Raw genomic sequence first — 22,998 nt, forward strand, 5'->3', positions numbered from 1 at the left:
CCCCTCCTCCGTCGCGTCGCGTCGCGCCTCAGGCGTCCACCGCCGGCGCCGGCCCCATCGCATTCAGTCGGCCGGCGCGCTGGATCTGGGCGAGCCGTCGCACCTCCCGGTGGAACGGCTCGTCGGCCGGCACGTTCCAGGAGTGCAGGTAGACCAGGAGCTGGGTCAGGACGGTGTCGTACTCCACGAGGGACGCGCACTCTCCGCCGTCCCGGTCGACGAGCCTTTGGAGCATCCGCTCCTTCTCCTCGTTCTCCGCGGCCAGGGTCGCCCTGAAACCCTGTACGTATTTGCCCAACTGTCCCTTTTTGGTGATGTATTCGAGTTTGTTCTCGATCAGGCTCCGCTGGCGCGCGGTGACCGGCGTGCCGCCGAGCAGCCCCTTCAGGCGGCCGGCGTGTCCGGCGCGCTCCTGCGCGAGCTCCCGCATCTGGCCCTCGGTGAGGTCGCTCCGGCACAGCAGCAGGATCGCCGTGTTGTCGTAGCTCTCGCCGGCCGCGACGTGCGTCAGCTCGTGTGCGAGGGAGCCCAGGCGCTCCACCTTGCCCTCCGTCTGGTTCACCGCGTGCGTCATCCGGTACCTGTCGTCGATCCGCCTGGTGCCCGGCATGCCGACGCCCAGGTCGACGATGCCGCTCAGGCCCGTCACCTCGGCGAGCACCTCCCGCGTCTCCTGCGGCGCATGGGGGTCCGCCGCCATCGCGACCAGCGCGTTCAGGTCGTTGGCCACCAGGCCGGCGAGGGCCCCGGCGGCCGCCGTGCCGGCGAGGGCCTCGGCCGGGGTGGCGCCCGCGGCGCTGCCCTTCGTCACGGCGCCGAGCAGCGTGCCCACCCGCCGCTGGAGATGGTCGGAGAGCGTGGTGGAGAGGATGGACAGGTCGGAGTTGGGTCCCCCGGCCTGGATGAGCGGCAGGAGCTCCTCGTACAGGCCGATGAGGTTCGACGCCGCCTGCGCCGGGGGCTGCTCCAGCACCCCGTCGAGCCGACTGTAGATCGCGTACTCCGCCCTCGCCTCGTCGAGGACCTTCGCGACGGCCGGGCGCCGCTCGGAAGGCAGCGTTCCCGTCAAGGCGTTCTGGGCGGTCGTCCGGATCTGGTCCAGTACGGTGGTCCGGCCCCCGTAGTCGTCCCGGCCCTTCCGCCCGTACGTCTCCAGCAGCTTGTCGAGCTTCTTGACGTCACTGGGGCGCATGCCGGACGCCCTGCTGCTCTCCTTGAAGGCCTCCGCCGAGATCAGGCGCGCCACGGTCACCGGCTCCGACGCCGAGGGGGCCGACCGCGCCGGTCCGTCGTGCCCGTGCGCTCCGGCCGCGTGCCGGTCGCCGTCCGGAGCGGGCCCCGCCATGGCCCGTGTCGCGTTGGCCTCCGCCTCGCGTTCGAACCGGTCGGAGGGGTCGGAGACCTTCAGGCCCGAACCGTTGTCGGTGCCCGCGACCGGACCCTGCCGCTGCTGGATCACGTGGGTCAGCTCGTGCGCGAGGGTGTGCTTGTCCCCTCCGCCCTCGCCGATGACCACGTGACGGCCCGAGGTGTACGCCCGGGCGCCGACCTCGGCGGCCGAGGCGCGGGCGGCGCCGTCGTCGTGGATGCGGACGTCGGAGAAGTCCGCGCCGAGACGGGTCTCCATCTCCGCGCGCAGCGCGCCGTCGAGGGGCCGTCCCGAAGCGGCGAGGACCTCGTGCACCGCCGACCGCTGCACCGGCGCCTCCTCGGCCCCGGCCGCCCCCCGTGCGCCGTGTCCGCAGCCCGGACCGTGCTGGTGCGGGCCCCCGGGGTGACCGGCCCGCTGGAGCATGCGGACGACGGCCGCATTGCCCGCGGTGCGCTGCAGGGCCGCCAGGCCGACCGCTTCGACGGGGGCCGGAGCCCTGGGCGCCGGGTTCCTCCTGTCGGGGGCCTGCTCCGACACGTGCTCGTGAACCACTGGTTGTCTCCCCATCGTCGGGTGCGGTCCCGACCACGACAACAGCCGCCCCAGCGGCCCGGAAGGGCGGAACGCGCCGACACCGGGGCACACCGCACTGCCCGCGCGGACACCCCGGGACGGGCCGGCGGGAGGGGGAGGTCCGGGCCCGTCGCCCGCCCCGGGCGCGCCCGGCCGGTCGGAAAGACCGTCCGGGCGGAGCCGGCCCGGCCGTTCGGGGCCGTGGCCCCGGGCCGGGGTGCCGTCGGCGGCCGGGCCGGAGGTCAGAGGTACTGCGCGAAGTCGTCCAGGGTGCGCAGGACGTCGGGCTCGGCGGCCGAGGGGAGCTGGAGGACGACCTCCTCGATGCCCAGCTCGGCGTAGTGGCCGAGCTTGCCCCGGGTCGGCTGGACGGCGTACGGGACCACCTGGAGGGACTTGGGGTCGCGCCCGGCGCCCTCCCACACCCGGCGCAGGGCCGGGAGGGACTCGCCCAGGCCGCCGCCGCCGATCGGGAGCCAGCCGTCGGCGTGGTCGGCGATGGCGGCGAAGAGCTTGGGCCCGGCCTGTCCGCCGATCAGGGTGCGGGGGCCGTGCAGGGGCACGCCGGGGCCCAGCTCGCGCGGGGCCTGGACGGGCTTCGGGTGGGCGGAGCTGGCCCGGACGGAGGAGAACGAGCCCGCGTACGCGGTGGGGTCCGGCGCCCACAGGGCGCGCATCAGGGCCATCCGGTCGCGGACCAGGTCGCGGCGGGTGCGCCACTCGACGCCGTGGTCGGCGGCCTCCTCGACGTTCCAGCCGTAGCCGATGCCCAGGGTGAGGCGGCCGCCGGAGAGGTGGTCGAGGGTCGCGGCCTGCTTGGCGAGGTCGATCGGGTCGTGCTGGGCGACCAGGGTGATGCCGGTGCCCAGGTGCAGCCGCTCGGTCACCGCGGCCGCCTGGCCGAGGGCGACGAAGGGGTCGAGGGTGCGCCCGTACATCTCGGGCAGGTCGCCGCCCATCGGGGCCGGGGTGTCGCGGCTGACCGGGATGTGGGTGTGCTCCGGCAGGTAGAGGCCGGAGAACCCGCGCTCCTCCAGGCTGCGGGCGAGGCGGACGGGGGAGACGGTGCGGTCGGTGAGGAAGATCGTCGTGGCGATCCGCATGGCTTCTGGCACCTCCGGGACGTGGGACGGCCACGGTACGGCGTCCGCCCCGCGGAGGGCAGGGCGCGTCGTCGGCCGACAGCGCGGAGCCCCCTCCGTCCGGTGGACCGCCGGGCGCGCCGACCCGCCGGACCCCCGGACGGCTGGAACCATGCGGCAATGGGTTCCCCGAGCACGGCCGAGAGTTCGGCGACGGCGCGACTCGTCCTGCTGACGCTCGCGTCCGGTCAGTTCCTGATGGCGCTCGACAGTTCCGTCATGAACGTCTCCATCGCCACGGTGGCCGAGGACGTGGGCACGACCGTGACGGGCATCCAGGGCGCGATCACCGCCTACACCCTCGTGATGGCCATGTTCATGATCCCCGGCGGCAAGGTCGGGGCGCTGATCGGCCGCAGACGGGCGTTCATGATCGGCTGCTGTGTGTACGGCGCCGGCTCCCTCACCACGGCGCTCGCACCGAACCTGCCCGTGCTGCTGCTGGGCTGGGCGCTGCTGGAGGGTCTCGGAGCGGCGCTCATCCTGCCCGCGATCGTGGCGCTCGTCGCCGGCAACTTCTCCGTCGAACGCCGGCCCGCCGCCTACGGACTCGTCGTCGCGGCGGGGGCCGTGGCCATCGCCGTCGGACCGCTGGTCGGCGGGGTCGCGACGACGTACTTCTCCTGGCGGTGGGTCTTCGCCGGCGAGGTCGTGGTGGTGCTCGGCATCCTCGCGCTCGCGCGCCGCGTCGCGGACGCCCCGCCCGGTGAACGCCGCGGCGTCGACTCCGTGGGCGCCCTCCTCTCCGCACTCGGGCTCGGGACCTTCGTCTACGGCGTGCTCCGGTCCGACGAATGGGGCTGGTTCCAGCCCAAGCCCGACGCGCCGTCGTGGATCGGGGTGTCCCTGACGACGTGGCTGATGCTGGCGGGTCTGCTGCTGATCCGGCTCTTCCTCGACTGGGAAAGGCGGGTCGTCGAGCGCGGCGGCGATCCCCTCGTCGATCCCGGCATGCTGCGGAACAAGCAGCTCACCGGCGGCCTGACGATGTTCTTCTTCCAGTACCTCGTGCAGATGGGCGTGTTCTTCGTCGTCCCGCTCTACCTGTCCGTCGCGCTGGGCCTGTCCGCGCTGGAGACCGGCGCCCGTCTCCTGCCGCTCTCGGTGAGCCTGCTGGCGGCCGCGGTCCTGATCCCGCGCTTCCTCCCGGACGTCTCGCCGCGGCGCGTGGTACGGCTCGGCACCCTCGCGCTGCTCGCGGGAGCGGTGGTGCTGATGGCCGCACTCGACGCGGGCGCCGGGGCGGAGATCGTCACCCTCCCCCTCCTGCTGATCGGACTGGGCATGGGCGCGCTGGCGTCCCAGCTCGGGTCGGTCACCGTGTCCGCGGTGCCGCAGTCCCGGAGCGCGGAGGTCGGCGGCGTACAGAACGCCGTCACCAACCTCGGCGCCTCGATCGGCACGGCACTGGCCGGATCGATCATGATCGGCGCGCTGACGGCGTCCTTCCTGACGAGCGTCGAGGCGAATCCCGCGGTCCCGGACAGCGTCAAGAGCCAGGCGACCGCCCAGCTCCAGAGCGGCGCGCCGTTCCTGTCCGACGCCCAGCTCAAGACCGCCCTCGCCGGGGCCGGCACGAGCACGGAGGTGTCCGAGGCGGCCATCGCCGCCAACGCCGACGCCCGGCTCGACGGCTTGCGCGCGGCGCTCGCCGTCCTCGCCTTCGCCGCGCTCATCGCCCTGTTCTTCGCCCGGCGGATCCCGTCGGCCCAGCCCCGCTCGACGGAGGCCTAGGCAGACCGTCCCCTTTCGAAGGGGACGGCCCAGGGTGCGCCCGCGGCCGCCGGGAGCGGGACGTCCGCCACGGCCAGGGAGGGGGTGTGGCCGTCGGCTTCGGCCAGGACGCGGCCGTCCGGGGCCCAGACCGCCGCGCCCCCGCAGCCCGTCCAGGGGCCGGCCGGGCCGACGTGGTTGGCGAGGACCACGTACATGCCGTGGTCGCGGGCGATCCCGGGGTGCACGGCGACCCGTTGCGCGACTCCCTCGTCCGTCCCGTAGAGCGAGCTCGCGAGGTGCACGGCGCAGCCGGCCGCCGCGCCCGCGCCGGGGACCTGCGCGACGTGGTTGTCGTAGCAGATGCCCAGCGAGAAGCGCAGGCCGCCGAGTGCGAAGCGGCCGGGCCGGTCGCCCGCCGCGAAGACCTCCCGCTCCTGCCCGCGCAGGTGCTGTTTGGCGTACGTCGTCACGTGCGCCCCGTCCGCCCCGTGGACCAGGGTCGCGATGACGGGCCGGGGGCCGTCCGTGCGCAGCGCCGCGTTCACGGCGGTGGCGATCCCGGCCGAGCGCAGCGGGTCCAGGCGGGGATCGTCGGCGCCGGTCAGCCACAGGGCGGGGTCGGCGGCGACGGAGTCCAACGCGTAGCCGGTCAGGGTCAGCTCGGGGAACACCACCAGCGCGGCGCCCGCCGCCCGGGCCCGGCCGGCGAGGGCGGCCGCGCGCGCGGCGTTGGCGGGCACGTCGGCGGGGACGCAGGTCAGCTGGGCGGCGGCGATCTTCACGGGCCCAGGATGCCACCGGGCGTGCGCCGCACACCAGGGCGAATCCGCGACGTGGCCTCCGGTCCGAGCCACTTCACGGAACCCGCCCCGAGGGTTCCGGCAGGCCGGGACGCGGCGGCGATGTCCGCGCGGACCCCCGCACCCCCGCACCCGGCACGTCGGCCCGGCCGCCTGCACGGTGCCGCTCCTCGTGGCCGCGCGCGGCGGGCGGGACGGGCCGCGGGCCCGGCGCTACCGTGCGGACACGGCCTGGGCGCGCGGGTAGCGGGCCAGCCAGCCCGGGGCCCCGCCGGCGGGTCCGTGCAGGGCCGGGCCCTGGGTCATCTCCAGGGCGAAGTCGTCGGCGAGCTCCAGGACCGTGGCGCGGCCCTCCAGCTCGGTGAGCCAGCCGGCCGGGAGCGCGGTCTCGCCGTGCTGCGCGCCGAGCAGGGCCCCGCACAGGGCGCCGGCGGCGCCGGAGTCCCCGCCGTGGTTGACGGCCAGCCGCAGTCCCTGCGCGACGTCCTCGGCGACCAGCGCGCAGTAGACGGCGACGGCGAGCACGTCCTCGGCCGCGTGCCCGTCCCCGCCGCCCGCGCCGTCGCCCGATGCCAGGGCCGCGACGGTCCGGGGGCCGGGCGGGCCCAGGGTGACGGCCGACAGGGCGCGCTGGAGGGCGTCCGTGACGGGCTGGTGGCCGGGCCGGGCGCCGAGCAGGGCGAGGGCGCGCCGGACGGCGGAGTCGGGCGAGTCGCCGCGCGTCAGGCCGTGGACGACGACGGCGCCGGCCCCGGCCGTGAGGTAGGCGGCGGGGTGGCCGTGGCTCTGCGCGGCGCATTCGACGGCGAGTTGCAGGACCAGGGCGGGCTCCCAGCCGACCAGCAGCCCGAAGGGCGCCGAGCGGGCCGCGGCGGCCGCACCGCGGGCGGTGGGGTTCTTGGGGTGGGCGGGGGTGCCGAGGGCCGCGTCGGCGAAGCCGGTGAGGCAGGCCCGGTCGGGGTCGCGCCGGGCGTAGAGCCACTCCTCCTGCGCGAGCCAGCCGTTGTCCGCGCGCCGCTCGTCGGGGCCCCAGTCGTGCTGGGTGGCGGCCCAGCGCAGGTGGGCGCGGTGGACGTCGGTGGGCGGGTGCCAGGTGCCGGTGTCCCGGCGCACGTGGGCCCGGATCAGGCCGTCGACCGTGAAGAGGGTCAGCTGCGTGGCGGCGGTGACCCGGCCGCGGCGTCCGAGGTGGGGGACGGGGTCGATCAGGCCCTGCGGGCCGTGGGCCGCGCGCAGCGCGTCGAGGGAGAGGGCGGTCACGGGCGCGCCGAAGGCGTCGCCGATGGCGGCGCCGAGGAGGGCCCCGCGCACCCGGCTGCGGAAGTCCTGCTGCTGGGCCCGGCCCCAGAGCCCGGTGAGCGCGGCCCGGGCGGACACCCCGCTGCCGATGGTCCCGCCACCGCGGACGGCGGCCCGGCCCGCAGCGCCGGCAGCGTCGCCCGCTCCTGGGACGGCGGCCCCGCCCGCAGCGCCGGCAGCGTCGCCCGCTCCTGTTTCGGCACCCGTACCCGCAGGCGAGCCCGTGCCCGTTCCTGAGTCCGTACCCGAGCCCGAGCCCGTATGCCTGCCCGTGCCCGTGCCCGTAGGCGTGCCGGCACCCGTGCCCGTTGCGGTTCCGGTTTCGGCTCCGCTTCCCGTTCCGCTTCCGCTCCCGGACGGCGCTCCGGGCCCGGGCGGCGTGGCCGCCGCGGCCGGGTCCGGCGGGGTGCCGTTCGTAGGGACCTGGCTCGTATCCATCAGTTCGTCCACCCCCGGCACCGTGCCCCGTCGACCCAACCCGTACAGCCGCGCATGCGAATCCGCACTGTAGTTGACAGGTTCAGTCGGTTTCGGAGCCGGGAGGTCAAGCAGCCCGTAACTGAGCGCAGAACGGCCGGAATCCGAATACTTCCAGCCGCCGACCTGGCGCATGACACGTTTTGCCACCTGCCTCCGAGCCGGTTGGTTTCGGCCATGCCGCGTTCATCCGACGTTCTCCGCGGCCGCCCAGCCTCGGAGTCATGAAGAAGGCACTGCTCGCCGCGACCGTCGTCGCCTCCGCACTCACCGCGTCCCTGGTCGCGGCCCCCGCCGCCACCGCCTCCGGCTTCCCCCGGGACCGGGACGGCCGCGACCGCTCCGCCATTCCCTTCACCGAGGCCACCGTCACCGCCGGCGCCGACGGCTCCTTCACCCTGGACTGGAAGGCCCGCGGCACCAAGCGGGTCGAGATCAAGGCGAACGGCAAGGTCGTCGCGAAGGGGGGCGCCCAGGGCCGGGCCGTGGTCACCGGCCTGCCCGCCGCCGACCGCCAGTGGTTCGACTTCACGCCCGACCACGGCCGGGGCCTGCACCTCGCCGACCGCCTGATCAAGCTCGACGGCGCCGTCAACTTCCGCGACGCGGGCGGCTACCGCACCACCACCGGCCAGTGGGTCAAGATGGGCGAGGTCTACCGCTCCGACGCCCTCGACAAGCTGACCGCCAACGACCTCGCCAAGCTCCAGCGCCTGCGCGTCAAGACGGTCTTCGACCTGCGCATGGCCGACGAGCGCACCCAGGCCGCCGACAAGGTCCCCGCCGGCGCCTCCTACGTCGTCGCCGACGTCTTCGCCGGGTCCGGCTCCTTCCAGGCCCTGCCCAGGACCCCCGACGAGGCCGTCAAGGCCATGACCGACGCCGAGCGGGCCATGGTCGCCGGCGAGGGCGGCAAGAAGGCCTACACCCAGGTCTTCGAGGGCATCCAGCGCGACCGCGCCCGCTCCGTCCTCTTCCACTGCACCGCCGGCAAGGACCGCACGGGCTGGGCCAACGCCTCCCTCCTCACCGCCCTCGGCGTGCCCCGCGAGACCGTCGAGGCCGACTACCTGGCCAGCAACGACTACCGCAAGGCCGCCAACGACGCCGTCCTCTCCCACCTGCCCGCCCAGCAGGCCGCCGTCTACAAGCCGCTGCTCGACGTCCGGCCCGAGTACCTGAACGCGGGCTACGCCGAGGTCAAGGCCCGCTACGGCACCTTCGACCGCTACCTGAAGGACGGCCTCGGCATCGACTCCCGCGAACTGCGCGAGCTCAAGCGGGACCTCCTCGTCGGCTGACCGGACCGCCGCGGGTCGGGGAGCGGACCTGCTCCCGCCCCGCGGCGTCCGTGCGCCGCCGCGCCTACTCCAGTACGGGCAGCAGCTCGGGCAGGTGCCCGTCCGAGGCGCGCGCCGCGTCCTGGCGTTCCTGCGGCACCTCCCCGTACAGCGTCGTCCGGGCCCGCGCCGGACGTCCCGCCGCCCCGGCGACCGCGATCAGGTCCCGCACCGACTTGTACGACCCGTAACCCGACCCCGCCATCCGCGAGATGGTCTCCTCCATCAGCGTGCCGCCCAGGTCGTTCGCCCCGGACCGGAGCATCTCGGCCGCGCCGTCGGAGCCCAGCTTCACCCAGCTCGTCTGGATGTTGGTGATGTGCGGGTGGAGCAGCAGCCGCGCCATTGCCGTCACCGCCCGGTTGTCCCGCGCCGTCGGCCCGGGGCGCGCGATGCCCGCCAGGTACACGGGTGCGTTGGTGTGGATGAACGGAAGCGTCACGAACTCCGTGAACCCGCCCGTCCGCTGCTGGATGCGGGCCAGCGTGCGGAAGTGGCCGAGCCAGTGCCGGGGCTGGTCCACGTGCCCGTACATCATGGTCGACGAGGACCGGATGCCCAGCTCGTGCGCCGTGGTGACCACGTCGATCCAGTCCGCCGCCGGCAGCTTGCCCTTCGTCAGGACCCAGCGCACCTCGTCGTCCAGGATCTCCGCGGCCGTGCCCGGGATGGAGTCCAGCCCCGCCTCCTTGGCCGCCGTCAGCCACTCGCGCACCGACAGACCCGTGCGCGTGGCACCGTTGACGACCTCCATCGGCGAGAAGGCGTGCACGTGCATGCCCGGCACCCGCTCCTTCACCGCCCGCGCGATGTCGAAGTACGCCGTCCCCGGCAGGTCCGGGTGGATGCCGCCCTGCATGCACACCTCGACCGCGCCCACGTCCCACGCCTGGGCGGCGCGGTCGGCGACCTGGTCCAGCGAGAGGGTGTACGCGTCGGCGTCCGTGCGGCGCTGCGCGAACGCGCAGAAACGGCAGCCGGTGTAGCAGACGTTGGTGAAGTTGATGTTGCGCGTGACGATGTAGGTCACCTCGTCCCCGACGACCGACTTGCGCAGGTCGTCAGCGATCCGGCACAGCGCGTCCAGCGCCGGCCCGTCCGCGTGCAGCAGCGCGAGGGCCTGCCCGTCGCTCAGCTTCGTCGGGTCGTCGGCGGCCTGCGCGAGCGCGGCCCGTACGTCCGTGTCGATGCGCTCGGGCACCATGCCCGGCGCGGCGGCCTCGCGCAGGGCCTCCCAGTCGCCGTAGACGTGGTCGAAGTCGTCGCGCCGGTCCCCGGTGCGGCCCTCGGTGTCGATGGTCGCGTGCAGGTCGGTGCGCCCGTACGCGGCGAAGCCCTCGTCGGGCTCCTGCCACGGGCGGCCCTCGACCGCGGCGCCCTCGTCCGCGAGCCCCGTCGCCGGATCCGCCAGGGCCCGTACGTGCGGCAGCAGCCGCGGGTCGAGCCAGGGCTCGCCGCGCTGCAGGAACTCCGGGTAGATCGTGAGGCGTTCGCGCAGTGCGAAGCCGGCGGCCGCGGTCCGCTCGGCCAGCTCCTCGATGTGCGGCCAGGGCCGCTCCGGGTTCACGTGGTCCGGGGTCAGCGGGGACACGCCGCCCCAGTCGTCGATGCCGGCGCCGATGAGGAGGGCGTACTCGGCGTCCACCAGGTTCGGCGGGGCCTGGATGCGGGCGCCGGGGCCCAGCAGGTGGCGGGCGACGGCGATGGCGGCGGCCAGCTCCTCCAGTTCCGCGTCCGGCATCCCGCGCATCGCGGTGTCCGGCTTGGCCCGGAAGTTCTGGACGATGACCTCCTGGATGCCGTGGTAGCTGCGCTGGATCCGGCGCAGCTCGAAGAAGGCGTCGGCGCGCTCCTCGTACGACTCCCCGATGCCGATCAGGACCCCGGTGGTGAAGGGGACGTTCGAGCGGCCCGCGTCCTCCAGCACCCGCAGCCGCACGGCCGGCTCCTTGTCGGGGGAGCCGTGGTGCGGGCCGCCGGGCTCGGACCACAGCCGGGTGGCGGTGGTCTCCAGCATCATCCCCATGGACGGGGCGACGGGCTTGAGGCGCTGGAGGTCCGACCAGGACATGACGCCCGGGTTCAGGTGCGGCAGCAGCCCCGTCTCCTCCAGGACCCGGATGGCCATGGCCCGCACGTAGGCGAGGGTGTCGTCGTACCCGTGCGCGTCGAGCCACTCGCGCGCCTCTGGCCAGCGCTCCTCCGGGCGGTCCCCGAGCGTGAACAGGGCCTCCTTGCAGCCCATCGCGGCTCCCTGGCGGGCGATGGCGAGGACCTCGTCGGGGGAGAGGTACATGCCGTGGCCGGCGCGGCGCAGCTTGCCGGGCACGGTGACGAAGGTGCAGTAGTGGCACTTGTCGCGGCAGAGTCGAGTGAGGGGGATGAAGACCTTGCGCGAGTACGTGATGACGCCCGGGCGGCCGGCGGCGGCGAGCCCGGCGTCTCTCACCCGTGCGGCGGACGCGGCGAGGTCCCGGAGGTCCGCGCCGCGCGCCTGGAGGAGTACGGCCGCCTCGGTCGCGTCGAGCGCGACGCCGTCGCGGGCCCGCCGGAGCGCGCGGCGCATCGCGTTTTCGGTCGGAGCGTCACTCGGAGTGGTCATGGCCCGAGCATACGATCCGGTGGTAGCCGCACGGGATGGGTCATCGCATCAGCTCACCGGCGTTGACCAGCAGTGACTGGCCGGTTATCGCCCGCGCCCGGTCCGAGGCCAGGAAGACGGCGGCGTCCGCGACGTCCCCGTCGGTGGCGAGGTCGGGCAGGGCCATGCGCGCGGTGAGGCGGGCGTGCACCTCGGCCTCGGGGACGCCCTCGGCGTGGGCGGTGAAGGTGACGAAGGCCTGGACCGGAGGCCCCCACATCCAGCCCGGAAGCACGGTGTTGACGCGGATGCGGTACGGGCCGAGCTCGCGGGCCATCGCGTACATGGCCGAGGTCAGCGCCCCCTTGGACGCCGCGTACGCGCTCTGCCGCACCTCGTTGGGGGCGGCCACCGCGGACTGCGTCCCGATGATGACGACCGACCCCCCGGCGGCCTTGAGGGCGGGCAGGCAGGCGCGGGTCATGCGCAGGGTGCCGAGCAGGTTCACGTCGAGGACCTGCTGCCAGGTGCCGAAGTCGGCGTCCTGGAGGCCGCCGAAGTACGAGTCCCAGGCCGCGACGTGCACCACCGCGTCCACGCCCCCGAACCGTTCGCGCGCCAGGTCGGCGAGGGCCCGGCACTGGTCCTCGTCGGTGATGTCGGTCGGCCGGTAGGCGGTGCGCGCACCGGCCGGGTCGATCTCGGCGGCGGACTTGGCGAGGTTGGCCTCGGTGCGCGCCCCGAGCACCGCGTTCCCGCCGTCCCGCACCACGGCGGCGGCCACCTGGTGGCCGAGGCCGGCCCCGACGCCGGAGACGATGACGGTCTTCCCTTGCAGCAGCACGGCGATCCTCCGGATAGCGCTCACCTGACGGGGCGTCAGGTTAAGGCGCGCGACCGGGGTTGGGAAGGCCCGCGCGCCCGCCCCCGCCGCTCCGGGCTCCCGCCCGCGCGCCCGCCCCGGTGGCAGGGCCCACGCTCGGCCCCTCCGGCGCGACCGCGCGCGGGCCCTCGGGCGGGCCCGCTCAGCCCCTTCGGCGCGACCGCGCTCAGCCCCTCGGGTGGGCCGCTATCGCGCGGCCGAGGCGCGCGAGGCCCTCGCCGATCTCCGCGGGGGTGTGCGCGGTGAAGGACAGGCGCAGGGTGCGGGGGTCCGCGGGGCCGGTGAAGAAGGGGGCGCCCGGGACGAACGCCACCTCGTGCGCCACCGCCGTGGCGAGCAGGGCCGTCGCGTCGTACCCCTCCGGGAGGCGGGCCCAGACGAACATGCCGCCCTCGGGGCGGTTCCAGGCGGACCCCGCCGGAAGGGCCCCGGGCAGGCCCGCCAGCAGGGCGTCGCGGCGGGCCCGGTAGGCGTCCCGCACGGAGCCGACGTGGGCGTCGAGGTCCGAGGCGCCGAGGTAGTGGGCCGCGGCCAGCTGGTCAACCGTGGAGGTGTGCAGGTCGGCCGCCTGCTTCGCGAGCACCGCCGCCCGGAGCAGCCCGGCCGGGGCCCGCAGCCAGCCCAGCCGCAGCCCCGGGGCCATGACCTTGGAGAAGCTGCCGAGCAGCGCCGTACGGTCCTCGGCCCCCGGGTGGGCGGCGAGCCAGGGGATGTCGGAGCCCTCGTAGCGCAGCTCCCCGTACGGGTCGTCCTCCACCAGCCACAGCCCGAGGCGGGCGGCGACGGCGGCCACCGCCGCGCGACGGGCGGCGGGCAGGGTGCGGCCGGTCGGGTTCTGGAAGGTGGGCACGGTGTAGAGCAGCTTGGGCCGCTCCCGCGCGACGATCTCCGCGAGGGCGTCCGGCACGATGCCCTCCCCGTCGCACGGCACGGCCACCAGCCGGGCCCCGGCCAGCGCGAACGACTGCAGCGCGGCGAGGTACGTCGGGTTCTCCACCAGGACCGTGTCCCCGGGCTCCACGAGCGCGGCGGCGAGGAGCGACAGCCCCTGCTGGGAGCCGGTGGTGACCAGCACCTCCTCCGCGCCGGTCGCCAGCCCCCGCGCGCTCGCCCGGCCGGCGACGGCCGCGCGCAGCTCGGGGACGCCCTCGGTGGTGGAGTACTGGAGCGCCCGGCGGGCCCCGGCGCCGAGGGCGGCGTCGTACGCGGCCCGCAGCCCCCCGGTGTCGAAGAGCTCGGGCGCGGGGAGGCCGCCGGCGAAGGAGACGACCCCGGGGCGCTCGGTGAGCGCGAGGATCTCGCGCACGGGGGAGCTGCCCACCGAGCGGACCCGCGCGGCGAGGGCGGGCGGCGGGGCGAGGGGGGTGGTGGCGGCGGCGACAGCGGGCACGGGGGTCCTCCGGGAGACGGGTGCCGGCATCGTAGTCAGAGAAAGGTGCAGACGGCATGCATGTGTCACATGGTGAACTCGGCCCGCACTCTCGTGATCTGACGTGACATCAGCTAGACCGGACCCATGACGACAGGAGCGCACGACCCCGCCCCCGGCGACGACCGGAGCACCGCCCGCACCGACTTCCGCGACCCCGCCCGCGCCGACACCCGCGCCGATCCCCGGGTCGACACCCGGGTCGACGACTACGCCGGGCTCGCCGCCGTCGGCCCCTACGGCGTCCGCCCCGGCCATGCGCTGATCACCATGGTGGAGCCGCACCCGGGCCACGAGTTCGCGTACAACCGCTGGTACGAGGACGACCACTACTACGCCGGCGCCATGGCCATGCCCTGGATGTACGCGGGCCGCCGCTGGGTCGCGACCCGCGAGCTCCAGGAGCTGCGCTACCCGGAGAAGTCCGCCGTGGCCCAGCCGGTCACCGCCGGCTGCTACCTCTCCACGTACTGGGTCACCGAGGGCCGCTACGACGAGCACATGAAGTGGACCGTCGGCATCAACACGCGCCTCAACCGCGACGGCCGCGTCTACCAGGACCGCACCCACGTCTTCACGGCGTTCCAGGACCACGTCGCCACCGTCTACCGGGACGGGGCCGCCGGCCCCCGGGACTTCCACGCCCTCGACCACCCGTACGCCGGGCTCGTCCTCCAGGTCGTCGACGCGGACGGCCCCGAACAGCGGGCCGAGCTGCTGGAGTGGCTGCGGGCGCGGGCTCTGCCGGAGCGGCTGCGCGGCTCGTCCGCCGCGATGGTCACGGTCTTCCGGCCGACCCCGCTGCCCGGCGACCGGATGACGTACGTCAAGCAGGTCGAGGGGGTCGGGACCCGCCTGACCCTGCTGTGGTTCCTGGAAGAGGAGCCCCGGGCCTGCTGGGACCGCTTCCGGGGCCTGGACGCCGAGGTGGCCGGATCGGGGCTGGGGCGGGTCGAGCTGGTCGCCCCGTTCGTCCCGACGGTGCCGGGGACCGACCGCTACGTCGACCGGCTGCGCTGAGCGGGCGCCCGCGCCGGGCCCGGGCATGCCCGAGCCCCCTCGGCCAAGACGGCGGACCGGTCGAGAGGGCTCCAGTCAGTGGTGCGGGTACTGCGGGTGGTGCGGGTACTGCGAGGAACTCGGGGGACGCGTGCAGTGACGTTCAGGCGCGTCGTCCCGACCGGCCCTCGGTGACGCCGGTGACGAAGGAGGTCCAGGAGCCGGGCGCGAAGGTGAGGGACGGGCCGTCCTGCACCTTCGAGTCGCGCACCGCGACGGCCTCCGTCACGGGGGACTTCACCTCGACGCAGGCGCCGTTGGCGGAATAGGAGGACTTGGTCCAGTTGTGCGTGGCGCCCTGGCGAATAGCCATGTTTCTCTCCGGTTCAGCGAGTGGTCCAACTGGGGGTCGATGTCAGCCACTTCTTCCTGCTGACGTGATCGACGCTACCGGCAGCTCCGGAAGGGCGAAGGGGCCATTCACCCGACCGAGTGGCATATTCCAGTCAGGCCTTCTGTGGCCGGGGAGTGACGGTGTACCGTACCGGCCCTCCCGCGCCACCCGCGCCTTTTCCTCCCGCTTTACTCGCCCTTGCCCGCGTATTGGTCGATGATCCCGGAAATGAACTGCCGGGTCTGGTCGACGCCCAGGGCCTGGGCGCGCAGGTGCTCGTACATCACGCTGTACTTCTGCACGTCGTTGGCCTTCTCCAGGTACAGGTCGCTCGTCACGCCCTCGATGTAGACCACGGTCGAGTCCGAGGCGTCCGGGAATTCGAGGATCGCGTACTGGCCGTTCACGCCGGGGTGCGCGCCCAGCGCGAAGGGCATCACCTGCACGGTCACGTGCGGCTGGTCCGACTGCTCTATCAGGTACTGGAGCTGGCGCGTCATCAACTCGGCGTCGCCCACCTGCCGCCGCAGCGCCGCCTCGTCGATGACGGCCCACAGGCGCAGCGGACCGAGGTCGGGATTGTTGTTCTCCGTCTCCGACAGCCGCTTCTGGCGGTGCATCCGGACCTGTACGCGCTTCTCCACGTCCGCGGGAGCGGTCTCCGGCCACGCGCCCCGGACCAGGGCCTGCGCGTACTCGGTGGTCTGGAGCAGTCCGGGGATCACCAGCGGCTCGTAGGTGCGCAGACTGGCGGCGTCCGTCTCCAGTCCGATGTACACGCTGTACGGGATGTCGCCGAAGGCGTGCCACCAGCCCTGCTGGCGCGAGTCCTTGGCCATCTGCATGAGGGAGTCGACGAGGCGGCGGTCCTCGACCTCGTACACCTCGCACAGGTCGCGGACGTCGCGCTGGCTGATGGAGCGGCGGCCGTTCTCCAGCCTGCTGATCTTCGACTGGGAGACGAGCAGGCGCTCCGCGACCTGCTCGGCCGTCATGCCCTTGTCCTCGCGGAGCCTGCGCAGCTCCATGCCCAATCGTCGGCGTCGGACGGTGGGATTGACATTGGACGCCACGTGAACGGCACCTCCGCCTTCTTCTGTCGCTGTCTCTCTGCGTGTCTGATGTCGAGCAGACTGCCACCGAAGCGTGGGCCACCGCTGGGGAACGGCCCGGAAAACAGACGCGCGGGGTGGCGGGACCGGGATGACCGGCCCCGCCACCCCGCGCGCTGGCGGTGTGTGCCGGACCGGCCCTGGCGGGCGCGGTCACGGCCGTGGCGTTGCGGTGGAACGGGGTGCGGTGGGCACGCCGCGTCGCCGCGGCGTGCCCACCGGGTGGATCAGTGCGCGGCCGCGCGGGCCATCGCACCCGTCCGGCGCGGCTGCAGCGGGACGCTGCTCGCCGTGGCACGGGCCGGCGGTGCCGGTGCGCGGTCGCGGCGCGGCTGTGCGGCCACACCGTTCTGGACGTCCATCACGGCGTGCGCCACCAGTCCGCCCATGGGGTCGTGCCGGATCAGGTCCCGTAGCCGGGACCTGGACGAACGCCCCTCGTTGCCGGGGTACAGGTGCTTGCCGAGTCCGACCGCGTGGGCCAGTGCGGCAAGCGCCGCGGTCCGCGGGTCCGGCGGTACGCCGGTGCGGATCGCCGTATCGAGCCGGGTACGGATCTCCCGGCTGATGGCCGTGTCCGTCGCCTGGTAGCGAGTTGTCGGCAACACCCCGCACATCTGGCCCGCGACGGCATGGACCATGCCGCAACGCTCCAGGTGAGCGAGGTAAATCTGGCGGAGCCCCAACCGGGGTCCGCCAATCCAGTGGACGGCCCGTACCGGGCTGCCGCGCCTGCGCAGCAGTTCCAGTGCGGAGTCCAGAGTCGGATCTCCTGTCGGCCGTGGCATCACCACGGCGATACGATCCCCGTCAGGGGCTATCCGTCCTGCCAGAGCCAGCTCCACTAGCTGTGCCCCGGCCAGGCCGAGGTCGAGCGACTGCGGCTGCGCCGTGGTACCCGTGGCCGGGTCCAAGGCGAGCAGCAGAAGCTCCTCCGGAATTGTTCTGCGGCTCCTGCCCATCCATGCCTCCCCGCGTGGATGAGTGACAGGGTGACGCCTCTCACATTCATCTGTCGAGAGCGCCTGACCGCTTTGCGGGGGAACTCGCAACTATGTCGTTCTCGTCTAGCACGGGGGCGATGCCCCCGAGACGGGACACTGTTAGACATTCGGACAGCCGGACGTGGCGGCGATCGAGGAGGAACTGGTGGCGGGCGAGTCCCCCGACAAGTCGGTAGATGCAGGAGCACCGGGGGCGGCGGAGTCCTCCGCGGAGCGTGACCCGAGGCTGTCGGTCTTCCGACCCAGGAACCCCGCGGAACCCACCGACCCCGCCGGGCGCCCCGAAGGCCCCGAACGCCCCGAACGCCCCGACACCGCGCGGACCGCCGACGGCGCCGCCGGTGCCGAGGGAGCCGGGGCCGCCGGCGAGCGTGCGCAGGCTGCCGACCGCGCTGGTGCTGCCGGGCGGACCGGCGCTGCCGAGCGCTCCGGCGCTGCCGAGCGGGCCGGGCGTGCCGGGGGCGGCGCCGCCGGGCGCCCTGAGGGTGCCGACGCTGGCGGGGCCGAGGGCGCCGGACGTGGCGTCGACGCCGCGGACCGCTCCGGCGCCGCGGACCGCTCCGGCGCTGCCGAGCGGACCGGGCACCCTGAGGACGCCGCTGCTGGTGACGCCGACCGTGCGGACCGTGCCGGGGCCGCCGGGGCCGCCGGGGCCGCCAACGGGCGTGCGCGGGGTGGCGACCGCTCCGGCGCTGCCGGGCGCGCCGAGAGCGGCGCCGGGCGTGCTGCGGGTGTCGGCACCGGCGGTGCCCAGGGCGCCGACCGTGACGGCGCTGCCGGTCGGACCGGGGGCGCCGACCGGGCCCAGGGCGCCGGCGGTGCCGAGGGCGACGATCCACTGAGGGAGGCGGTGGCGGCCTGGGTGGCCACGGCGGACCCGGCGACCCCTGACGACGCTGCTCCGGACAACGCGGCCCCGAAGGGCGGGCGTTCGGACGCGACCGCTCCCGCTGCCGGTGCGGCGCCCGCGACGCGCGGCGACGCGGGCGCGGCTGCTGCCGCCGAGGCTCCGGACGCGACTGCCGTCCGGCGCCCCGGTACGGGTTCCGGTAAGGATTCCGGTACGGCGTCTCGGGAAGGTTCCGCTTCTGCCTCCGATTCCGCTCTCCCGTCCGGCTCCGGCCGCGCCACCGCGGGCCCGGCGGAGTCCGCTCCGGGCACCGGCAAGCGGCCCGGCGCTGCCGAGGCCTCGGCCCCCGCCGTACCGAAGGTCGCCGACGAACCGGCCCCGTCCACCGGCAAGAAGCCCGCTCCCGGCACCGCTCCCGGCACCGCTCCCGGCACCGGCACCGGCACCGGCACCGGCTCGGGCGACAGCGACCGCACGGCCGTCTTCCGCACGGTGAAGCCCTCCGGTCCGGCTTCCGGTCCGGCTTCCGGTCCGGGTTCCGTTTCGGGCTCTGGTTCCGGTTCCGCCGGCGAGCGGTCCGGTGCCGCCGACGACGGTGAGCGCACCGCCGTCTTCCGGACGCAGAAGCCCGCCGCGAACGCGCCGCACACTCCCATCGACTTCTTCCGCCCGGCCAAACCGGTCACCGGCAAGCCCGCGACCCCCGCCGGCCCCGCCGGGTCCGACGCTCCGGCCGACAGCGAGCGCACCGCCGTCTTCCGTGCGGTCAAGCCGCCCACCGCGCCGACCGACCGCACCGACACCGGCTCCGCTTCCGGTTCCGGTTCCGGTTCCGCCCCGGCCGTCGACGACGGGCCCGCCGACAGCGAGAGCACCGCCGTGTTCCGCGTCGTGAAGCCCGCTGCCACGGGTGCCGGGCGGGTCGCGCCGCCGAAGGCCAGCACTTTCGTACCGCTGCGCACGGACGACACCCCGACCCCCTCGGCCCAGGCCCGCCCCCAAGCACCGGCCCCGGCCGACACCCGGCCCCGCAGCACGGCCGAGTCGCCCGAGCGGACCACGCAGCAGCCGCTGCCGCCCAGGCCGCCGCTCGACATGCTGGCGGACCTCACCAACAACCCGCCCCCGCCGCCGAGCCCGATGCGCACCGCCGTGCGACGGTTCAAGATCTACTTCCCGCTCGCGGTGCTCCTGGCGATCATCCTGGCCGTGGTCCAGCTCGTGCGGCCGCTGCCCGAGCCGAAGCTCGCGATGACCGCGAAGACCTCGTACACCTTCGACGGCGCGAAGCCCGAGCTGCCCTGGCCCGGCGAGGGGCAGGCCTACATGGCCGCCGCCGGACTCGGCACCCTCGGCCAGTCCGGCGAGCAGAAGCCGGTGCCGATCGCCAGCGTCACCAAGTCGATGACGGCCTACATCATCCTGCGCGACCACCCGATCAAGAAGGGGGAGAAGGGCGAGACGATCACCATCGACAAGACGGCCGAGACCGAGGGCAAGAAGAACAACTCGACCGACAACGAGTCCACCCTCGACACCGTCAAGGAGGGCGACAAGATCAGCGAGTACGACGCCATCGCCGCCCTCATGATCCCCTCGGCCAACAACATCGCGCGGCTGCTCGCGCGGTGGGACTCCGGTTCCCAGGACGCGTTCGTCAAGAAGATGAACGACACCGCCAAGGAACTCGGCATGGCCAACACCACGTACACCGACCCCTCGGGCCTGGACGCGACCACGGTCAGCACCGCCGAGGACCAGGTCAAGCTGGGCCTGAAGCTGGTCGAGATCGAGACACTGCTCGACATCACGAAGAAGCCCGGCTGGGTCGACCCGTCCGGCAAGAACTGGCGGAACTGGAACGGTCTCGTCCCGTACAACGACTCGCTCGGCATCAAGACCGGTACGACGACGAAGGCCGGCGGAAACCTCCTCTTCGCCGCCCAGAAGAAGATCGGCAACACCAACCAGCTGATCGTCGGCGCGGTCCTCGGCCAGCACAAGCCGCCGATCATCGACAGCGTCCTCGCCGCGAGCAAGCAGCTGATGATCGCCACCCAGAAGTCCCTCGCGGGCGCACCCGTCGTCAAGAAGGGCGATGTCGTGGGCTACGTGGACGACGGGCTCGGCGGCCGGACCCCGGTCGTCGCGACCGCCGACGTCCAGGCGATCGGCTGGGCCGGCCTCACCGTCGGCATCAAGCTGTCGGAGGGCGAGGGCGGCAAGCTCCCGCAGACCGCGAAGGCCGGCACCGAGGTCGGCGTGCTGACCGTCGGCGAGGGCGCCAGCCAGGTCAAGGTGCCGGTCGCGCTGCAGGGCGACCTGGCCGCGCCGGGCTTCGCCAGCAAGCTGACGCGCGTCGGCTGACGGCCGGTGCGAGCGTGGAACCGGCGCCCCGGGCAACTCCGGGGCGCCGGGGCGCGTCCTTCGATCCGGGCGGCGCGCCCTTCGGACCGGACCGCGTGCGCGGATGCGGGCACGCGTCCGCGTCCGGGTGCGGGTGTGGACTCAGGTGTTGGGGAGTGCGGCAGTGACCACCGCTGAGCAGCAGGGACGCAGTCAGGCCGGGCCCCCGTCGGACTCCGCCGCCGACGGGGCGCGGGCCGCGGCGCCCGCGGCCCCGGACCCCGGCATAGGCCGCGCGGGCGCCGGGCGCGCGGGCCGCGCGGGCCGCCGCGTCCTCGACCGGGCGCGCCGGCACCCGGTGGCCGTGGCCACCGTGCTCGCCGGAGCGCTGCACGTCCTGTGGTTCTTCAGCTTCGCCAACAGCGGCGGCGACCTCGCCGCGCAGGACGCCTGGGCCGAGTTCGTCGGCCGGCATCCCGACTCGGCGTACAACCTCGCCTGGTACGGCGGGATGCACCCGGTCTCGTACAGCGTGGTCTCGCCGTACCTCATGCACGTGCTCGGCGTGCGCACCACCATGATGGTCGCGGGCACCGTCTCGGCCGCGCTGCTCGCGCTGGTCCTGACCCGCTGCCGCGGCGCCGTCCGCGAGCCCCTGTGGCCCGCCCTCGCCGGCGTGTACGGGCTGTTCTGCAACGCCCTGTCGGGCCGGGTCACCTTCGGGCTCGGGGTGATGTTCGCGCTCGGCGCGGTCGCCGCCGTGTTCTGCTGGCCCCGCAAGTGGTCGCGGCGCCGCTGGGCGAAGGCGGCCGTGGCGGCCCCGCTGGCCGGCCTCGCCACCGCCTCCAGCCCCGTCGCCGGACTGTTCCTCGGGGTGGTGGCGGCCGCACTGTTCCTGACCCGGCGGCGCCCGGGCGCGTACGCGCTGGGGCTCGCGCCGGTCGCGGTGGTCGGGCTGTCGGCGTGGCTGTTCCCGTTCTCCGGGACGCAGCCGATGCGGCTGGGCTCGGCCTGGCTGCCGTTCTTCTTCGCGCTGCTGATCCTCTTCCTGGTGCCGAAGGGCTGGAAGACCGTCCGCGTCGCCTCCGCCGTCTACGCCCTGGGCACCTTCGTGACCTGGGCGGTCGACTCGCAGGTCGGCTCGAACGTGACCCGGCTGGTCATGCTGTTCGGCGGCGCCGTGCTGCTCGCCGCGCTCCCGTACCGCGTGCCGCGGACCAGGCCCTGGTACGCGGTGCTGCTGGCCTTCGCCGGGATCACCGTCTGGATCACCACCAACAGCGTCACCGACATCATCCGCACCACCCCGCTGGCGGCCTGGAACCGGGAGCTGGCCCCGCTCGTCGACCAGCTGCAGAAGGCGGGCGCGGACCGCGGCCGGGTCGAGGTGGTCCCGGCGAGCAGCCACCGCGAGTCCTCCGCCTTCCCCTCGTACGTGAACCTCGCGCGCGGCTGGAACCGGCAGGCCGACCTGGAGCGCAACCCGCTCTTCTACGACGACACGCTCACCGCCGACACCTACCGCGACTGGCTGGACCGCTGGGCCGTGCACTACGTGGTGCTGCCCGCCGACAAACCCGACGAGGGCGGCCGGGACGAGGCGAAGCTGGTGCGCGAGAGCGACCTGCCCTACCTCCAGCAGGTGTGGGGTGACGCGAACTGGCAGCTCTTCAAGGTGCAGGACCCGACGGACCTGGTGGCCGGCCCGGCCACGGTGGTGCGGGCCGGCGCCGACCAGCTGGTCGTGAACGTACGGCGGGCCGGCCGGGTGCTGGTGCGCATCCCGCACTCGCCCTGGCTGGGCCTGGTGGACGGGGCCGGCAAGCCGGTGGAGCCGCCGCAGGAGACCTTCGCGTCGAAGGCGCGCTCGGGCGGCGAGGGCGGCAGCACGCTGCCGAAGGAGTACGCGAACACGGCCGGCTGCCTGTTCAAGGCGGCTCCCGACGCCTCGGGCGACGTGTGGACCGAGCTGCTGGCACCGGGCCCGGGGGAGTACCGGGTGGCGGCGAAGTACCAGCTGCCGCGGGGGACGCCCTGCCCGGAGGAACTGGTGCAGCCCAAGCTGGGGACCCCGGTGTTCCCGGACCCGGTACGGCCGTGACCCGCGTGCGCCGGTCCGGAATTCTTTACGTCCGGTCCGGGTGCGTCGGCCCGTTTATGTGCATACGATCCGAGTAGTCCGATTGGGTGCTTCCCTAGGGAGTTGACGACGGGATGAGCAAAGAGCAGAAGCACGACGTCCAGGCCGCCATGGCGAAGGCGCAGGACCCGGCGCAGGTGCCCCGTGCGCAGGGCCACGGGTTCGAAGGCCCGGTACGGAGCAAGGTCAAGGGCGGCGCCCACACGAAGGCCGACCTCAAGCGGGCCGGCACGCCGCAGGGCGACCGCATCGGCGAGCGCAGCCGCGGCCTGAGCTGACGGCCACGGCCTGAACCGAAGGCCACGGCCTGAACCGACGGCCACGGTCTCAGCCGACCCGGGGGCGGGAGCGAGCCGCCCCGTCCCGTACGCCGAGAACCGCGCGCCCGCGACCCGCACCCCTTAGGACCGTGAGCCCCGTGAACCCCATGAGCCGGGACCTGGTGGTCCGCCCCGCACCTCCGCGCACTACGGTGATCTGACCGGCACGGGGGGTGCGGGGCGGCGCACGGCCGCGCGACCGCCTCCCCCGACCGTCCGCC

The 22,998-nt window shown here is 74.4% G+C and carries 16 protein-coding genes; 6 read left to right on the plus strand and 10 right to left on the minus strand.

Annotated elements, in window-relative coordinates; translation table 11 throughout:
• Nucleotides 1–28: 28 nt before the first annotated feature.
• Both CP968_RS34905 and CP968_RS19255 read right to left on the minus strand, forming a co-directional pair.
• Nucleotides 29–1,924: an eCIS core domain-containing protein gene (locus tag CP968_RS34905; RefSeq protein ID WP_229885914.1), complete on the minus strand. Its 1,896-nt coding sequence runs from the start codon at nucleotides 1,922–1,924 to the stop codon at nucleotides 29–31.
• A 263-nt stretch (nucleotides 1,925–2,187) separates the two neighbouring features.
• Nucleotides 2,188–3,048, minus strand: a complete 861-nt coding sequence (locus CP968_RS19255) for a TIGR03619 family F420-dependent LLM class oxidoreductase (RefSeq protein ID WP_150519189.1) — start codon at nucleotides 3,046–3,048, stop codon at nucleotides 2,188–2,190.
• Between the two features lie 159 nt (nucleotides 3,049–3,207).
• Here CP968_RS19255 and CP968_RS19260 point away from each other — a divergent pair, with 159 nt between their 5' ends.
• Nucleotides 3,208–4,821 carry an MFS transporter gene (locus CP968_RS19260; protein WP_150519190.1) on the plus strand — a complete coding sequence of 538 codons (1,614 nt, stop codon included), beginning with the start codon at nucleotides 3,208–3,210 and terminating at the stop codon, nucleotides 4,819–4,821.
• Here the strand turns inward: CP968_RS19260 and CP968_RS19265 are convergent.
• Both CP968_RS19265 and CP968_RS19270 read right to left on the minus strand, forming a co-directional pair.
• Complete coding sequence (locus CP968_RS19265) at nucleotides 4,818–5,585, minus strand: carbon-nitrogen hydrolase family protein (RefSeq protein WP_150519191.1); 768 nt, start codon at nucleotides 5,583–5,585, stop codon at nucleotides 4,818–4,820. The genes CP968_RS19260 and CP968_RS19265 overlap by 4 nt on opposite strands.
• Nucleotides 5,586–5,816: 231 nt before the next feature.
• Nucleotides 5,817–6,980 carry an ADP-ribosylglycohydrolase family protein gene (locus CP968_RS19270; RefSeq protein WP_189828818.1) on the minus strand — a complete coding sequence of 388 codons (1,164 nt, stop codon included), beginning with the start codon at nucleotides 6,978–6,980 and terminating at the stop codon, nucleotides 5,817–5,819.
• A gap of 623 nt (nucleotides 6,981–7,603) precedes the next feature.
• Here CP968_RS19270 and CP968_RS19280 point away from each other — a divergent pair.
• Nucleotides 7,604–8,680 (plus strand): tyrosine-protein phosphatase, encoded by a 1,077-nt coding sequence (locus CP968_RS19280; protein ID WP_150519192.1) that lies wholly within the window; start codon nucleotides 7,604–7,606, stop codon nucleotides 8,678–8,680.
• 64 nt (nucleotides 8,681–8,744) lie between these two features.
• Here the strand turns inward: CP968_RS19280 and CP968_RS19285 are convergent, their stop codons facing one another.
• The 3 genes from CP968_RS19285 to CP968_RS19295 form a co-directional block, all read right to left on the minus strand.
• Nucleotides 8,745–11,321 (minus strand): bifunctional FO biosynthesis protein CofGH, encoded by a 2,577-nt coding sequence (locus CP968_RS19285; protein WP_150519193.1) that lies wholly within the window; start codon nucleotides 11,319–11,321, stop codon nucleotides 8,745–8,747.
• A gap of 40 nt (nucleotides 11,322–11,361) precedes the next feature.
• Entirely contained in the window at nucleotides 11,362–12,144 is a 783-nt protein-coding gene (locus CP968_RS19290) for an SDR family oxidoreductase (protein WP_150521999.1), read from the minus strand.
• A 205-nt stretch (nucleotides 12,145–12,349) separates the two neighbouring features.
• Entirely contained in the window at nucleotides 12,350–13,603 is a 1,254-nt protein-coding gene (locus CP968_RS19295) for an aminotransferase-like domain-containing protein (RefSeq protein ID WP_150519194.1), read from the minus strand.
• A gap of 96 nt (nucleotides 13,604–13,699) precedes the next feature.
• Between CP968_RS19295 and CP968_RS19300 the strand changes: the two genes are divergently transcribed.
• Nucleotides 13,700–14,632 carry a hypothetical protein gene (locus CP968_RS19300; RefSeq protein ID WP_229885912.1) on the plus strand — a complete coding sequence of 311 codons (933 nt, stop codon included), beginning with the start codon at nucleotides 13,700–13,702 and terminating at the stop codon, nucleotides 14,630–14,632.
• Between the two features lie 142 nt (nucleotides 14,633–14,774).
• On the opposite strand, the gene CP968_RS19305 is transcribed toward CP968_RS19300, so the two are convergent.
• The 3 genes from CP968_RS19305 to CP968_RS19315 form a co-directional block, all read right to left on the minus strand.
• On the minus strand, nucleotides 14,775–14,984 hold the full coding sequence (locus CP968_RS19305) for a DUF397 domain-containing protein (protein ID WP_150519195.1): 210 nt from the start codon (nucleotides 14,982–14,984) through the stop codon (nucleotides 14,775–14,777).
• A gap of 209 nt (nucleotides 14,985–15,193) precedes the next feature.
• On the minus strand, nucleotides 15,194–16,078 hold the full coding sequence (locus tag CP968_RS19310; RefSeq protein WP_150519196.1) for a helix-turn-helix domain-containing protein: 885 nt from the start codon (nucleotides 16,076–16,078) through the stop codon (nucleotides 15,194–15,196).
• A 266-nt stretch (nucleotides 16,079–16,344) separates the two neighbouring features.
• Entirely contained in the window at nucleotides 16,345–17,079 is a 735-nt protein-coding gene (locus CP968_RS19315) for a GOLPH3/VPS74 family protein (RefSeq protein WP_150519197.1), read from the minus strand.
• A gap of 892 nt (nucleotides 17,080–17,971) precedes the next feature.
• Between CP968_RS19315 and CP968_RS34915 the strand changes: the two genes are divergently transcribed.
• The 3 genes from CP968_RS34915 (at nucleotide 17,972) to CP968_RS19330 (ending at nucleotide 22,735) form a co-directional block, all read left to right on the plus strand.
• Nucleotides 17,972–20,338 (plus strand): D-alanyl-D-alanine carboxypeptidase family protein, encoded by a 2,367-nt coding sequence (locus CP968_RS34915; protein WP_244330604.1) that lies wholly within the window; start codon nucleotides 17,972–17,974, stop codon nucleotides 20,336–20,338.
• Between the two features lie 163 nt (nucleotides 20,339–20,501).
• Nucleotides 20,502–22,418, plus strand: a complete 1,917-nt coding sequence (locus tag CP968_RS19325) for an MFS transporter (protein WP_150519198.1) — start codon at nucleotides 20,502–20,504, stop codon at nucleotides 22,416–22,418.
• 113 nt (nucleotides 22,419–22,531) lie between these two features.
• Nucleotides 22,532–22,735, plus strand: coding sequence for a hypothetical protein (locus CP968_RS19330; RefSeq protein WP_229885911.1), 204 nt, complete (start codon nucleotides 22,532–22,534; stop codon nucleotides 22,733–22,735).
• Nucleotides 22,736–22,998 lie beyond the last annotated feature (263 nt).

It is taken from the genome of Streptomyces subrutilus (genome assembly GCF_008704535.1).
In the GTDB taxonomy this organism is placed as follows: domain Bacteria; phylum Actinomycetota; class Actinomycetes; order Streptomycetales; family Streptomycetaceae; genus Streptomyces; species Streptomyces subrutilus.

Coding starts and splice junctions, on each gene's coding strand:
- CP968_RS19255 (WP_150519189.1), bottom strand. CDS start 3,048: ATGCGGATCGCCACGACGATCTTCCTCACCGACCGCACCGTCTCCCCC.
- CP968_RS19260 (WP_150519190.1), top strand. CDS start 3,208: ATGGGTTCCCCGAGCACGGCCGAGAGTTCGGCGACGGCGCGACTCGTC.
- CP968_RS19280 (WP_150519192.1), top strand. CDS start 7,604: ATGAAGAAGGCACTGCTCGCCGCGACCGTCGTCGCCTCCGCACTCACC.
- CP968_RS19285 (WP_150519193.1), bottom strand. CDS start 11,321: ATGACCACTCCGAGTGACGCTCCGACCGAAAACGCGATGCGCCGCGCG.
- CP968_RS19295 (WP_150519194.1), bottom strand. CDS start 13,603: ATGCCGGCACCCGTCTCCCGGAGGACCCCCGTGCCCGCTGTCGCCGCC.
- CP968_RS19300 (WP_229885912.1), top strand. CDS start 13,700: ATGACGACAGGAGCGCACGACCCCGCCCCCGGCGACGACCGGAGCACC.
- CP968_RS19305 (WP_150519195.1), bottom strand. CDS start 14,984: ATGGCTATTCGCCAGGGCGCCACGCACAACTGGACCAAGTCCTCCTAT.
- CP968_RS19315 (WP_150519197.1), bottom strand. CDS start 17,079: ATGGGCAGGAGCCGCAGAACAATTCCGGAGGAGCTTCTGCTGCTCGCC.
- CP968_RS19330 (WP_229885911.1), top strand. CDS start 22,532: ATGAGCAAAGAGCAGAAGCACGACGTCCAGGCCGCCATGGCGAAGGCG.